This is a genomic window from Herbaspirillum sp. WTB6, assembly GCF_057457785.1.
Genome location: NZ_CP176522.1, coordinates 102,285 through 115,079 on the forward strand (window position 1 = coordinate 102,285; position 12,795 = coordinate 115,079).

Sequence of the window (12,795 nt, forward strand, 5' to 3'; positions counted from 1 at the left end):
ATCGCAAACAGAAACGCGCCCTAGCCGCGGCGCTGGCCAGCAATCAGCAGCTAAAAGACGAACTCGAAGCAACCCGGGCACGGCTGACGGCCGCAGAGCAACGGCAGATGGTCGCGCAAGGTGTTTTCTCCAGCCTCACCAGCTTCGGCAAATCGCTGCAAGGCATCCGCCAGTCGTTTCAGGGTGTAACCCTGACGCTCAACGAGGGCAAGAAATCGGTGCTGCAGGCGTCTTCCGAATCCGACGCCAATCGGGAGGCGCTGCAAAGCATTTCCGGCAACCTGCACGCGATGTTCGGGCACATCAACGGCGCCGCCTCGAACGTCCAGCAACTCAATTCCCGGGTCGGCGAAGTCAGCGGCATCATCGCCTCCATCCGGCAGATCGCAGCCCAGACCAATCTATTGGCGTTGAACGCGGCAATCGAGGCGGCCCGTGCCGGAGTTCACGGCAAGGGGTTTGCCGTGGTGGCCGATGAAGTGCGCAAGCTGGCGCAGCGCACGACCAGCGCCACCGCCGACATTGCGACTCTGATCGACGGCATTCGAGAGGAAGCCAGGCTGACGACGACGATGATGCAGGACGGCGCGCAGGATGCAAGCCGCTTCAGCGATGAAAGCAAGGGGGCGATGCATGGCATGCAACGACTGCTGACGTTGTCGCAAAAGATGGAGGTTGCGATTGAATCTTCGGCGCTGCTCAGCAATCTCGAACTGGCGAATATCGATGAATTGACCATGAAGCTGGAGGTGTACAAGGTATTCATGGGCCTGTCGCAGATCGACCCCAAGGATTTGCCGGACGAAACCGAATGCGGGCTGGGCCAGTGGTATTACGCCGGCGAAGGCAAATCCAGGTATGCCGGCCAGGCGATTTACCGCCAGATCGAAGCGCCGCATCAGGCACTGCACCGGGAAGCGCGACGCGCGGTGAGCCTGTTTTATGCCGGCGACTATGCTGCCGCATTGCAGGCTTTGGCGGCCATGGAAGATGCCAATTTGTCGGTGATGGCCGGACTGACCCGAATGGTCGGTGAGGAACGGCCGCAGGCAAAGGTATTGCTGGCCAGTGCCGGCCGCGCCGCCACGACGGCGCTTCAGAATGGCGCGGCACCGCGTTTGCGGGTGGCCTGAACGCTTGATTTTCCGCTTCGCAAGATGACGGCGGATTCGATATTGTCGTTCTCCGTCATTTGACGCCCCGTTGCCTGCGCAATCGGGGCGTTTTTTTAAATTTAAGTCTGGCTTAACTCCACGCGCCTATCATCCGCTTGCGGCCGCCTTGCTGCAGCTGCTGCGGAGTACACTATTTTCCATCGGCAGGGAAAATTCACAGTCTGTGGGGAGTACATGCGTTTATTGCTGGCGGAAGATGACGCCATGATTGGCGACAGCGTGCGCAAAGGCTTGCGCCTGGACGGCTTCACGGTGGACTGGGTGCAGGACGGGCAGGCGGCGCAAGTGGCGCTTGGCAGCGAGTTGTACCAGTTACTCCTGCTGGACCTGGGTTTGCCGAAAATATCGGGCCTCGAGTTGTTGAAATCGATGCGCCGGGCCGGCAACCGGATCCCGGTGCTGATCCTGACCGCGCGCGATGCAGTTGCCGACCGGGTGGCAGGCCTGGACGCGGGCGCCGATGATTACCTGATCAAGCCGTTCGATCTGGAAGAACTCGCGGCCCGCATTCGTGCCCTGCTGCGGCGGCAGGCGGGGCGGGCGCAACCGGAAATCCGGCTGGGAGACCTGAGCTTGAACCCGGCCACGCACGAGGTAAAGCTGCGCGGCCAGCCGGTGAATCTGTCGGCGCGCGAATTTGCCCTGTTGCATGCTTTCCTGGATCGCCCCGGCGCCGTGTTCTCGCGTGCGCAACTGGAAGAAAAACTGTATGGCTGGAACGAGGAAGTCGAAAGCAATACGGTCGAGGTCTATATCCACGCGTTGCGCAAGAAGCTCGGAGCGGAGCTGATCAAGAACGTGCGCGGCGTCGGTTACATGGTGCCGCTACATCAAGAATAAGGCGATGAATTCGATCAGGCGTACCTTGCTGCTGTGGCTCTCGGCCGGCCTGTCGGCGGGCGTGCTGGTGGCCGCGGCCTTGCTGTATTTTCAGGCGCGCAATGAAGCCGACCAGCTGTTCGACTACCAGATGAAACAGTTGGCGGCGTCCTTGCCGGATCGCGCGTTCGCGCCGCTGGCGCCGGAGCGCGCCGAGCGTCTGGAGCAGGAAGAAGATATCGTCATCCAGATTTGGGACAACACCGGCTTGCGTATTTACCGCTCGCACCAGCACACCGACTTGCCGCAGCGCGCCGAGCTCGGCTTTTCCGATGTAACGGTGGAGGGCAATCGCTGGCGCGTGTATAGCACCCAATTGGGCAATACCGTGGTGCAGATCGCACAGCCGCTGGGCGCGCGGCGCGAAGTCGCGGCGCAGATGGCGATGAAAACCGTCGCGCTGCTGCTGTTGCTGCTGCCGTTCCTGGGAGCGATCATCTGGATCACTGTCGGGCGCGGGTTGGCACCACTGAGGCGCGTCGCCGGCGAAGTTGGGGCGCGCGACGCCAGTTCGCTGCAGCCGATTTCCGATGCCGGCCTGCCTCAGGAAATCCGGCCCCTGACCTCGGCGCTGAACGATTTGTTGGCACGCCTGGAACATTCGATGGACGCGCAGCGCGCCTTCGTGGCTGACGCGGCACATGAATTGAGGACGCCGCTGGGGGCCCTCAAGCTGCAAATCCAGTTGGCCGAGCGCGCCCCCAACGCGGGCGAGCGGCAGGCCGCCTTTGCCGACCTGAAGCGCGGCCTGGAACGGGCAATTCGTCTGGTGCAACAGTTGTTGACGCTGGCGCGGCAGGAGCCGGGCGTGTCCGAGCGGGTACGGCAGCCGGTCGATCTGGTGTTGCTGGCGCATGGCGTGATCGCCGATTTCGCCTTGAGCGCCGACGCCCGGCGCATCGACCTCGGAATCGGCAGCGAAACGCCGGTGACCGTGCAAGGCGATGCCGACGCGCTGCGCATCATGCTCAACAATCTGGTCGACAATGCGCTGCATTACACGCCGGAAGGAGGCCGCATCGACGTAGCGGTGAAGGCCGACGCTGACACCGTATCGATCGTCGTGCAGGACAGCGGCCCCGGTATCCCGGAAGCCGAACTGACGCGGGTATTCGATCGTTTCTATCAGGCTGGCGGCACGCAGGCGAAGGGCAGCGGGCTCGGGTTGGCGATCGTGCGGCAAATTGCAGAGGCACATGGCGCGCGCGCAACGCTCAGCAATTCCGGCCACGGCTTGCGCGCCTGCGTGCGTTTCCCGCGGCGCGTCTGATGCAGCATAAGCCGGTTATCCGGCTTGTGACCGCTATGCGGAGCCGGTTGCCGCTCTGAGCGGTTCGAGAGCGGAGCTGGAATCAAACAGGCACGCAATCCTCGTCCCGGCGCAATCCATGGCTGGCGATCCTGGAAAATGCTCAAGGCCTCTTTTTGAGCGTTTGCTGCGCCTCGATTCCCGCCAGGGTAGCCGCAGCGGTGTCGCGCCAGGGTCCTCCGAGCGCAACAGCCTTCCTCGCTGCCGACCGGGCCTCATTCAAGTGACCCAACTCGGCCAGCACCGAAGCCAGGTTATTGAATGCCGGCGCGCTATCGGGATGCTCCAGCGTCGCCGTACGAAATGCCGCTAACGCCGCAAGTCGGTCTCCGGCTGCGTAGGCCGTATTGCCGCTTCCGAGCTGCAGCGTCAGATTGTGCGGCCACCTTTGTCTTGCTGCGTCATACGCGCTGCGGGCACGACCAGGAACGGTCGATTTTTCATAGGCGACGAGCGCGTCTACCGCATCGTTTTCGTTCGCGGTGGCAGGCAGGCGGCCAGGCAGCAGCGCCATCATGCCCCAGAAGTCGCTGCGACTCCAGGTGTGTTCAAAAGTGGAGATCGGCATGACAAGGCGCTCGGTGGTGCCCGAGTGCAGCAAGAGCTCGCCCTTGTCGAGGTCGAAGCCGATGACCACCGCGTAGTGCCATAACGGGAAGATCGGCAAGCTGAGGTTCTGCAAGACCAGCACCGGATTGCCGGCGGCGACTTCGGTCAGCAGGTCGACCAGGCGCGGGGCAATGGTCATCGCGAGCGCACCATTGCGGCGCGCGGCGGCCAGCATTTCCGGCGGCAGGCTGCCTTCGCGTTCCGGCACATAGACTTGGGGCGTCAGCTCATCGGGGGTGATGGCCATGCCGGCAGCGGCCAGCAACATGGCCAGCGCGGCCGGCCCGCATTGATAACGTTCCTGCGCGAAAAAGGGAGTCGAGGCGAGTTCGGCGCGGCGTGGCAGGTTGGCGTCGTGTCGCACGGCGTCGGTTTGCGTGGCGCAGCCGCCGACCAGCAACGCCAGCAGAACGAAGATAGCCCGCAGTGGCAGAACCATGCGTGACACCGATCCGCTAGCGGCGTACGGAGCGCGTGAACGGGAAAACTTTGGTGAGCCCAAGAATGTCGGTGACGAGCAGCACCACGAAAATCAGTACCAGCGCCCCCAGGATGCCGTCGCCACCGGCCGGCAAGCTGTCGATCTGGCTCGCCACCGCGGCGGCCTCCGTGTCTGTCAGTGCGGCTACCCGCGCCTGCGCATCGGCCTGGCTCACCCCCATTTTTTCAAGTTGTGAGATGACCTCCGGGCGATTCAATGCAGCGGCAATCCTGTCATGATTTTGTTGTGCGCTGGCTGCGGCATAGATCTGATCGGTGCCGATCATCGCTGCCTGCGTCGCTTGCGCGAAGCCGGTGAAAATGAACGCTGCCATTACGATGTGGACAAAAACCCGTCTCAATGTTTGTCTCATGGCTTTCTTTCGTCTTACGGCCAGTTCGATGGAGCCGACTCATATGGATTCAGGTCGGCGCATGCTTTCAGTGGGGTATCCGAGAAAGCAGGCTACAACGTCCCGCTGCAAGCTGGCTTGACGAAGATCAATCCGTTCGGAGCGGCGTCCTCGCACCGGCCTTCAGACGCATGCGCAGTGGAAAAAATGTGGTCTGGGCGTGTCGATGATCTCGTGACCGGAATCCAATCGCGCCGCCCCAATTTAGCCTGGAGTATGTCATTAATCTGATTATTTAATGGGCGGTGATGGAGATTGATGTATGGAGTATGTAATTCCAGAAAAATTCCAGACGATGTGGCACTCCGCCGGCATCACTCAGGGCAACAGCGCAGCCAACTCCTGCGAGCCGCGCAGGAGGATCGGTAGGAAATCTTCCTCCATCTGCCGGCGCGATACGCGCGCTGCCTGGGCGCCGACGTTGAGCGCCGCCACCACGCGGCCTGAGGCGCCGCGCACCGGCACCGCGATTGAGCGCAGCCCGACTTCCAGTTCTTCCTCGACGATCGCATATCCGGCCTGGCGCACGGCCGCCAGGATCTCCCGCAGGCGCTTGGCGGAGACCACGGTGCGTTCGGTAAACGCCTTCAGCTCGACCCGGTCCAGATAGGCCTGCAGCTCTTCGGGCGGCAGATGGGCCAGCATCACGCGTCCCAGCGAGGTGCAATAGGCCGGAAGACGACTGCCTGCGTTCAGCGCGACCGACATGATGCGGCTGGTGGCGGCGCGCGCGACGTACAGTACGTCGCCGCCATCCAGTACCGCGATCGATGAGGATTCATGCAAGGTGCGGCTGATCTCGTTCAGGCATGGCTGTGCCGAGACCGCCAGCGGGGTCGAAGACAGGTACGAATAGCCAAGCGTCAGGATCTTCGGGGTCAGGAAAAAATTGTTGGCTTCCGAATCGGCATAGCCGAGCTGGCGCAGCGTATGCAGGCAACGCCGCACCGCCGCGCGCGGAATGCCGGTTCTATGGCTGATCTGGGCAATCGTCAGGCTGCGGCGCTGGTCGCTGAAGGCGCGTACGACCGCCAGACCGCGTGCCAGCGAAGTCATGAAGCTGGGGTCGGTCAGGGCGTCGATTTCGTCGGCGATGCTGAGCTCTTTTTTGCGGCTGGGGCTAGGCTGGGTTGTATCGGTCATTGGTTTATCCGAAAAAAAATGGGCATGCTGACGTTTGACGGCGGCTGGTCCTTGACGGCTGACGGCCCTTCTGGCTACACTTGTAATGTTCTATAAACAGACATTAGTGCGATTATCGCACGTGCATTAGTCAGCCGCAAGCTGGCCGCAAGCGTATCGACGGCTGGAGCTTGTCCCGGCCTTGCGCAAACCGTCCACAGGCCGAGCAAGGAGCAATGTGATCAATAAAATATGCGAATCGGTACAGGCGGCAGTGGCCGACGTGCACGACGGCGCAACCGTGATGATCGGCGGCTTCGGCAATGCCGGCATGCCGGCCGCGCTGATCGATGCGCTGATCGCGCAGGGCGCGCGCGACCTGACCATCGTCAACAACAACGCCGGCAATGGCGAAACCGGACTGGCGGCGCTGTTGAAGGCGAAGCGGGTACGGAAGATCATCTGCTCGTTTCCGCGCCAGGTCGATTCGCAGGTATTCGACGCGCTGTTTCGTGCCGGCGAGATCGAACTGGAACTGGCGCCGCAGGGCAACCTGGCCGAACGCATCCGCGCTGCCGGCGCCGGCATCGGCGGCTTCTTCACGCCGACCGGCTACGGCACGCTGCTGGCCGAAGGCAAGGAAACCCGCGAAATCGACGGCAAGCACTATGTGTTCGAGAAGCCGATCCACGCCGACTTCGCGCTGATCAAGGCGCAGCGCGCCGACCGCTGGGGCAACCTGGTGTATCGCAAGACCGCACGCAACTTTGGCCCGATCATGGCGATGGCGGCCAGGTGCGCGATCGTGCAGGTGGCCGAGGTGGTCGAACTGGGCGCGCTCGACCCGGAGGCGATCGTGACGCCGGGGATTTTCGTGCAGCGCGTGGTGTCGGAAACGGCGCAAGCGAAGGAGATCCGATGAAACCCCTGACCCGCGACCAGATCGCCGAGCGCGTCGCGCGCGACATCCCGGAAGGCGCCTACGTCAATCTCGGCATCGGCCTGCCGACCAAGGTATCGAACTACTTGCCGGCCGACCGTGAAATCATCCTGCACAGCGAAAACGGTTTGCTCGGCATGGGCCCGGCACCGGTGCCAGGGCAGGAAGACCAAGACCTGATCAATGCCGGCAAGCAGCCGGTGACGCTGCTGGCCGGCGGTGCCTATTTCCACCACGCCGATTCGTTTGCGATGATGCGCGGCGGCCATCTCGACATCTGCGTGCTGGGGGCGTTCCAGGTGTCGGTCACCGGTGACCTGGCGAACTGGCATACCGGCGCGCCGGATGCGATTCCGGCGGTCGGCGGCGCGATGGATCTGGCGGCCGGCGCGCGCCAGGTGTTCGTGATGATGGAGCACCTGACCAAGAGTGGCGAGAGCAAGATCGTTTCCCGCTGCAGCTATCCGCTGACCGGGATCGGCTGCGTCAACCGCATCTATACCGACCTGGCGGTGCTGGACGTGACACCCGACGGCCTGGCGCTGCGCGAGATCCTGGCCGACATATCGTTTGACGAACTGCAGCGCCTGACCGGGGTGCCGCTGATCTGTCCACCGCCAGCGCATGCTGGGTAATGAATTTATTTTTTAATCTCCAAGAGTAATCAGGACCATGAACCAAGCATTTATCTGTGATGCGATCCGCACTCCGATCGGACGCTACGGCGGCGCCTTGAAGGACGTGCGCGCCGACGACCTGGCCGCGATTCCGCTCTCGGCACTGATCGAGCGCAATCCCAAGGTCGACTGGGCCGCCGTGCAGGACGTCATCTACGGCTGCGCCAACCAGGCCGGCGAAGACAACCGCAACGTCGCCCGCATGGCGGCCTTGCTGGCCGGCCTGCCGCAGGAAGTCGGCGGCGCCACCATCAACCGCCTGTGCGGCTCCGGCATGGATGCGGTCGGCAGCGCCGCGCGCGCGATCAAGTCCGGCGAAACCGAGTTGATGATCGCTGGCGGCGTCGAGTCGATGACGCGCGCGCCGTTCGTGATGGGCAAGGCCGACAGCGCTTTTTCACGTAACGCGGCGATTTACGACACCACCATCGGCTGGCGTTTCGTCAACCGCCTAATGAAGGCGCAGTATGGCGTCGATTCGATGCCGGAGACCGCCGAGAATGTCGCGGACGATTACCAGATCAGCCGCGAAGATCAGGACCTGTTCGCGCTGGCCAGCCAGAACAAGGCCGCGGCCGCCCAGCAAAACGGCACGCTGGCCGAGGAGATCACGCCGGTCGTGATCCCGCAAAAGAAGGGCGATCCGATTACCGTGACGCAGGACGAGCACCCGCGCGCCACCACGCTGGAGGCGCTGGCCAAGCTGAAAGCCATCGTGCGGCCGGACGGCACGATCACCGCCGGCAATGCGTCCGGCGTCAACGACGGCGCCTGCGCCTTGTTGCTGGCTTCTGAAGCGGCGGCCAGCCGCCACGGCCTGACGCCGAAGGCGCGCATCGTCGGCATGGCGACCGCAGGCGTGGCGCCGCGCGTGATGGGCATCGGCCCGGCGCCGGCGACACAGAAACTGCTGCAGCGGCTCGGCATGACGATCGACCAGATGGACGTGATCGAATTGAACGAGGCCTTTGCCGCCCAAGGGCTGGCGGTGCTGCGCATGCTGGGCGTGGCGGATAATGATCCGCGCGTCAATCCGAATGGCGGCGCGATTGCGCTCGGCCATCCGCTCGGCATGAGCGGCGCGCGCCTGGTGACCACCGCGCTCTACCAGTTGCAGCACAGCGGCGGCCGCTATGCGCTGTGCACGATGTGCATCGGCGTCGGCCAGGGCATCGCGCTGGTGATCGAGCGCGTATGATTTTCAAGGGCCGTGCGCTTGCGCGGCAGGCAGCAGCGAATTTCAGCATCGCATAGAGGAGACCAGCATGTCCGAGATTGCCCAGTACCGCCGCCCGTTGCGCGGCGGCCAGCCGGATTACCTGTACCCGCCGTACGCCTCCACCGTGCGGCGCTCGCCGGGCCAGCCGCTGATCCTGCTGCCGCAAACCTTGTCCGAAATCACCGGCCCGGTATTCGGCCATGGCGACATCCGCGCCGGCGACAACGACCTGACGCACCAGCACGGCGGCGACCCGCTCGGCGAGCGCATCATCGTTACCGGCCGCGTGCTGGATGAAAACCGCCGGCCGGTGGCGAATTCGCTGATCGAAATCTGGCAGGCGAATGCCGCCGGCCGTTACCTGCACCAGAACGACAACCACGACGCGCCGCTCGATCCGAATTTTTCCGGCGGCGGCCGCACGTTGACCGACGACCAGGGGTACTACCGCTTCCTGACGATCAAGCCCGGCTCCTACCCGTGGCGCAACCATTACAATGCCTGGCGGCCGGCGCACATCCATTTCTCGCTGTTCGGCCATGCCTTCGCCACGCGCCTGGTGACGCAGATGTATTTCCCCGGCGACCCGCTGCTGGAGTTCGACCCGATGTACACCAGTATTCCCGACGACAAGGCGCGGCGCCGCCTGATCTCGACCCTGGACTGGGAAGTGACGACGCCCGAAACCGCGCTCGGCTACCGCTTCGACATCGTGCTGCGCGGGCGCGACGCCACCCCGATGGAGAAATGACATGAGCCTGCAAATGAGTTCCTCGCAAACCATCGGCCCCTACCTGCGGATCGGCACCGACTGGCTGAATACGCCCGACCTGGCCGGTCCCGAAGTCGAGGGCGAACGCGTGATGCTGCAGGGGCGGCTGCTGGATGGTGACGGCAAGCCGGTGGCGGACGGCCTGGTCGAGCTGTGGCAGGCGAATGCACATGGCAAGTATGCGCATCCGGACGACATCCGCGATTTGCCGCTGGCGCCGGGTTTTCGCGGCTTCGGCCGGATGCCGACCGACGACCGCGGATTTTTCCGTTTCACCACCATCAAGCCGGGCCGGGTGCCGGGGCCCAACGGCAGCTTGCAGGCGCCGCACATCGCCGTCACCGTCTTTGCGCGCGGCATGTTGAAGCACCTGGTGACGCGCGTGTATTTCCCGGGCGAGGCGGCCAACGCCGAAGATCCGGTGCTGGCGCTGGTGCCGGCCGAACGGCGGGCGACGCTGATCGCCCGCAAATCAGCCGATGCCGCTGCGCAGGGCGGCAGCGTGCTGGAATGGGACATCGTGCTGCAGGCGGGCAGCGCGCGCGCCGATGAAACCGTGTTCTTCGACATCTGAGCATCATGCCCACCTGGACCAGCCGGATTCGTTGCCATGACAGCGCCTAATCTGAATACGGCGCTACTCGCCAACGCGGCGACGGCGGAACTGTTTTCCGACCGCGCCACGCTGCAGCGCATGCTGGATTTCGAGGCCGCGCTGGCGCGCGCCGAAGCCGCACATGGCGTGATCCCCACGTCGGCAGTGGCGGCTATCGGTGCCGCCTGCGACGCCGCCGAAGTCGACCTGGCGGCGCTGGCGGCGGCGGCGGCCGAGGCCGGCAACCTGGCGATTCCGCTGGTCAAGCAGTTGACCGCGCGCGTCGCCGCCGCCGATGTTGAAGCAGCCAAATACGTACACTGGGGCGCCACCAGCCAGGATGCGATCGACACCGGCCTGGTGCTGCAGTTGCGCGATGCGCTGGCGCAGATCGAGGCCGAGCTGGCGCAACTGATGGCGGTGCTGGCGCAATTGGCCAGCGACCATCGCGCCACACCGATGACCGGCCGCACCTGGCTGCAGCAGGCGGCGCCAATCACCTTCGGCCTGAAGGCGGCCGGCTGGCTGGACGGCCTGCTGCGCCACGAACAGCGGCTGCGGGAATTGCGGCCGCGCCTGCTGGCGCTGCAATTCGGCGGTGCCGCCGGCACCCTGGCCAGCCTCGGCTCGCAAGGCTTGCAAGTGGCCGCCACGCTGGCGGCGCAACTCGGCTTGGGCCTGCCCGACATGCCGTGGCACACGCAGCGTGACCGGGTGGCCGAAACCGCCACCGTGCTCGGCCTGTTGACCGGCAGCCTGGGAAAGATCGCGCGCGATGTTTCACTGCTGGCGCAAACCGAAGTCGGTGAAGCGGCGGAACCGGCTGCCTTGGGGCGCGGCGGCTCGTCCAGCATGCCGCACAAGCGCAACCCGGTCGGCTGCGCGGCGACACTGGCGGCGGCGCAGCGCGTGCCGGGGCTGGTGGCGACCATGCTGGGCGCGATGCCACAGGAACACGAGCGCGCGCTGGGCGGCTGGCAGGCCGAGTGGGGCACGCTGCCGCAGATCGTGCAATTGGCGGCTGGTGCGCTGCGCCAGACGCGGCAGGTCGTGCAGGGGTTGACCATCGATGCCGAACGCATGCGTGCCAATCTCGACCTTACGCACGGCCTGGTGATGGCGGAAGCGGTGACGCTGGCGCTGGGTGCCAGGATCGGCCGGCCACAGGCGCACCAGCTGGTCGAGCGCGCCTGCCATGTCGCCGTCGCCAGCGGCCGTCATTTGCGCGCGGTGCTGGTCGAGGATGCGCAAGTCGGCGCCATGCTGCCGGCCGGCGAATGGGAACGGCTGTTCGACCCGGCCGCCTATGTCGGCGCCGCCGACCAGTTCGTCGAGCGCGTGCTGCGCACCTACCACCAGCGAAACAACGTTTGCGATCAGGAGACCATCTAATGCCCATCATCGAAACCGGCGGCGCGAAGCTGCACTACCAGATCGAAGGAGCAAGCGGTGCGCCGGTGCTGCTTCTGTCCAATTCGCTCGGCACCGAGCTCGGCATGTGGGCGCCGCAAATGCCGCGCCTGCTGGAGCATTTCCGCGTGCTGCGGCACGATGCGCGCGGCCACGGCGGCTCGCAGGTGACACCCGGCCCGTACACGATCGCGCAACTGGGGGCAGACGTGATCGGCTTGCTGGACCATTTGCAGATCGAGCGCGCGCATTTCTGCGGGCTGTCGATGGGCGGCATGATCGGCATGTGGCTTGCCGCCCATCACCCGCAGCGCATCGAGCGGCTGGTGCTGTGCAATACGGCAGCCCGCATCCCGCCGCCGGAAGCCTGGAATGCGCGCATCGAGCTGGTCAATCGCGAAGGCATGGCGCCGATCGCCGCCGCCGTGGTCGAACGCTGGTTCACACAGGGCTTCGCGGCGCGCGCACCGCAACAGGTGGAGACGGTGCGGCAGATGCTGTTGCAGACTTCTGCCGCCGGCTATGTCGCCAATTGCGCGGCAGTGCGCGACATGGATCAGCGCGACGGCCTCGGCGCGATCCGCGCGCCGACGCTGGTGATCGCCGGTAGCCAGGACAAGGCGACGCCGCCGGCGGACGGCCGCTTCGTCGCTCAGCAGATCGGCGGCGCGCATTATCTGGAACTGGATGCCGCGCACCTGTCGAACTGGGAGCAGGCCGAGCGCTTCACCACCGCGCTGGTGGATTTTCTGACCGCCTGACTGACCAGAAAGGAATTGCGATGGAAGAACAGGAACGGCACGCCAGCGGCATGGCGGTGCGACGTGCAGTGCTGGGCGATGCCCACGTGGATCGGGCGCAGGTCAGGAGTACGCCGCTGACCGATGAATTTCAAGACCTGATCACGCGCTACGCGTGGGGCGAAATTTGGACCCGGCCCGGCTTGCCGCGCCATACCAGGAGCCTGCTGACGATCGCGATGATGGTGGCCTTGAACCGCGCGGAAGAGCTGACGCTGCACCTGCGCGCCGCCGCCAACAATGGCGTGTCGCGCGACGAGATCAAGGAGGTGCTGTTGCAGACGGCGATCTACTGCGGCGTGCCGGCCGCCAATTCGGCGTTTCATCTGGCGCAGGAAGTGTTCGGCGAACTGGACGCGGCGGCGGCTGGATGATCGGCTGGCCGGTCTGCTGCC

At 64.8% G+C, this 12,795-nt stretch carries 14 protein-coding genes and 1 pseudogene; 12 read left to right on the forward strand and 3 right to left on the reverse strand.

What is annotated here, in order from left to right; genetic code table 11:
- Nucleotides 1–290 precede the first annotated feature (290 nt).
- The 4 genes and pseudogenes from ACK2VC_RS00460 to ACK2VC_RS00475 form a co-directional block, all read left to right on the forward strand.
- Nucleotides 291–626, forward strand: a pseudogene (locus tag ACK2VC_RS00460) (methyl-accepting chemotaxis protein); the annotation flags it as partial.
- Between the two features lie 138 nt (nt 627–764).
- Nucleotides 765–1,133 carry a CZB domain-containing protein gene (locus ACK2VC_RS00465; RefSeq protein ID WP_486733277.1) on the forward strand — a complete coding sequence of 123 codons (369 nt, stop codon included), beginning with the start codon at nt 765–767 and terminating at the stop codon, nt 1,131–1,133.
- Nucleotides 1,134–1,349: 216 nt separating this feature from the next.
- Nucleotides 1,350–2,015 (forward strand): response regulator, encoded by a 666-nt coding sequence (locus tag ACK2VC_RS00470; RefSeq protein ID WP_486731644.1) that lies wholly within the window; start codon nt 1,350–1,352, stop codon nt 2,013–2,015.
- A gap of 4 nt (nt 2,016–2,019) precedes the next feature.
- The gene (locus tag ACK2VC_RS00475) at nt 2,020–3,324 is read left to right on the forward strand and encodes a sensor histidine kinase (protein WP_486731645.1); all 1,305 of its coding nucleotides are present in this window, start codon (nt 2,020–2,022) and stop codon (nt 3,322–3,324) included.
- Between the two features lie 142 nt (nt 3,325–3,466).
- Here the strand turns inward: ACK2VC_RS00475 and ACK2VC_RS00480 are convergent, their stop codons facing one another.
- The 3 genes from ACK2VC_RS00480 to ACK2VC_RS00490 all read right to left on the reverse strand — a co-directional run bounded on the left by ACK2VC_RS00480 (nt 3,467) and on the right by ACK2VC_RS00490 (nt 6,008).
- Nucleotides 3,467–4,411 (reverse strand): PA2778 family cysteine peptidase, encoded by a 945-nt coding sequence (locus tag ACK2VC_RS00480; protein ID WP_486731646.1) that lies wholly within the window; start codon nt 4,409–4,411, stop codon nt 3,467–3,469.
- A 16-nt stretch (nt 4,412–4,427) separates the two neighbouring features.
- Nucleotides 4,428–4,826, reverse strand: a complete 399-nt coding sequence (locus ACK2VC_RS00485; protein ID WP_486731647.1) for a PA2779 family protein — start codon at nt 4,824–4,826, stop codon at nt 4,428–4,430.
- A gap of 357 nt (nt 4,827–5,183) precedes the next feature.
- Nucleotides 5,184–6,008, reverse strand: coding sequence for an IclR family transcriptional regulator domain-containing protein (locus tag ACK2VC_RS00490; RefSeq protein ID WP_486731648.1), 825 nt, complete (start codon nt 6,006–6,008; stop codon nt 5,184–5,186).
- A 217-nt stretch (nt 6,009–6,225) separates the two neighbouring features.
- Here ACK2VC_RS00490 and ACK2VC_RS00495 point away from each other — a divergent pair, with 217 nt between their 5' ends.
- The 8 genes from ACK2VC_RS00495 to pcaC all read left to right on the forward strand — a co-directional run bounded on the left by ACK2VC_RS00495 (nt 6,226) and on the right by pcaC (nt 12,774).
- A complete protein-coding gene (locus tag ACK2VC_RS00495) occupies nt 6,226–6,909 on the forward strand; it encodes a 3-oxoacid CoA-transferase subunit A (protein ID WP_486731649.1) in 684 nt (227 codons plus the stop codon).
- Nucleotides 6,906–7,562: a CoA transferase subunit B gene (locus ACK2VC_RS00500; RefSeq protein WP_486731650.1), complete on the forward strand. Its 657-nt coding sequence runs from the start codon at nt 6,906–6,908 to the stop codon at nt 7,560–7,562. Before ACK2VC_RS00495 ends, ACK2VC_RS00500 begins: the two co-directional genes overlap by 4 nt.
- Nucleotides 7,563–7,599: 37 nt before the next feature.
- Nucleotides 7,600–8,802 (forward strand): 3-oxoadipyl-CoA thiolase, encoded by a 1,203-nt coding sequence (gene pcaF / locus ACK2VC_RS00505; protein ID WP_486731651.1) that lies wholly within the window; start codon nt 7,600–7,602, stop codon nt 8,800–8,802.
- 67 nt (nt 8,803–8,869) lie between these two features.
- Nucleotides 8,870–9,574, forward strand: coding sequence for a protocatechuate 3,4-dioxygenase subunit beta (gene pcaH, locus ACK2VC_RS00510; protein ID WP_486731652.1), 705 nt, complete (start codon nt 8,870–8,872; stop codon nt 9,572–9,574).
- A gap of 1 nt (nt 9,575) precedes the next feature.
- Nucleotides 9,576–10,169, forward strand: a complete 594-nt coding sequence (gene pcaG / locus ACK2VC_RS00515) for a protocatechuate 3,4-dioxygenase subunit alpha (RefSeq protein ID WP_486731653.1) — start codon at nt 9,576–9,578, stop codon at nt 10,167–10,169.
- Nucleotides 10,170–10,205: 36 nt separating this feature from the next.
- Nucleotides 10,206–11,582 carry a 3-carboxy-cis,cis-muconate cycloisomerase gene (locus ACK2VC_RS00520; protein ID WP_486731654.1) on the forward strand — a complete coding sequence of 459 codons (1,377 nt, stop codon included), beginning with the start codon at nt 10,206–10,208 and terminating at the stop codon, nt 11,580–11,582.
- Complete coding sequence (gene pcaD / locus ACK2VC_RS00525) at nt 11,582–12,361, forward strand: 3-oxoadipate enol-lactonase (protein ID WP_486731655.1); 780 nt, start codon at nt 11,582–11,584, stop codon at nt 12,359–12,361. Before ACK2VC_RS00520 ends, pcaD begins: the two co-directional genes overlap by 1 nt.
- Nucleotides 12,362–12,381: 20 nt before the next feature.
- A complete protein-coding gene (gene pcaC, locus ACK2VC_RS00530; RefSeq protein WP_486731656.1) occupies nt 12,382–12,774 on the forward strand; it encodes a 4-carboxymuconolactone decarboxylase in 393 nt (130 codons plus the stop codon).
- The last annotated feature ends 21 nt before the right edge of the window (nt 12,775–12,795 follow it).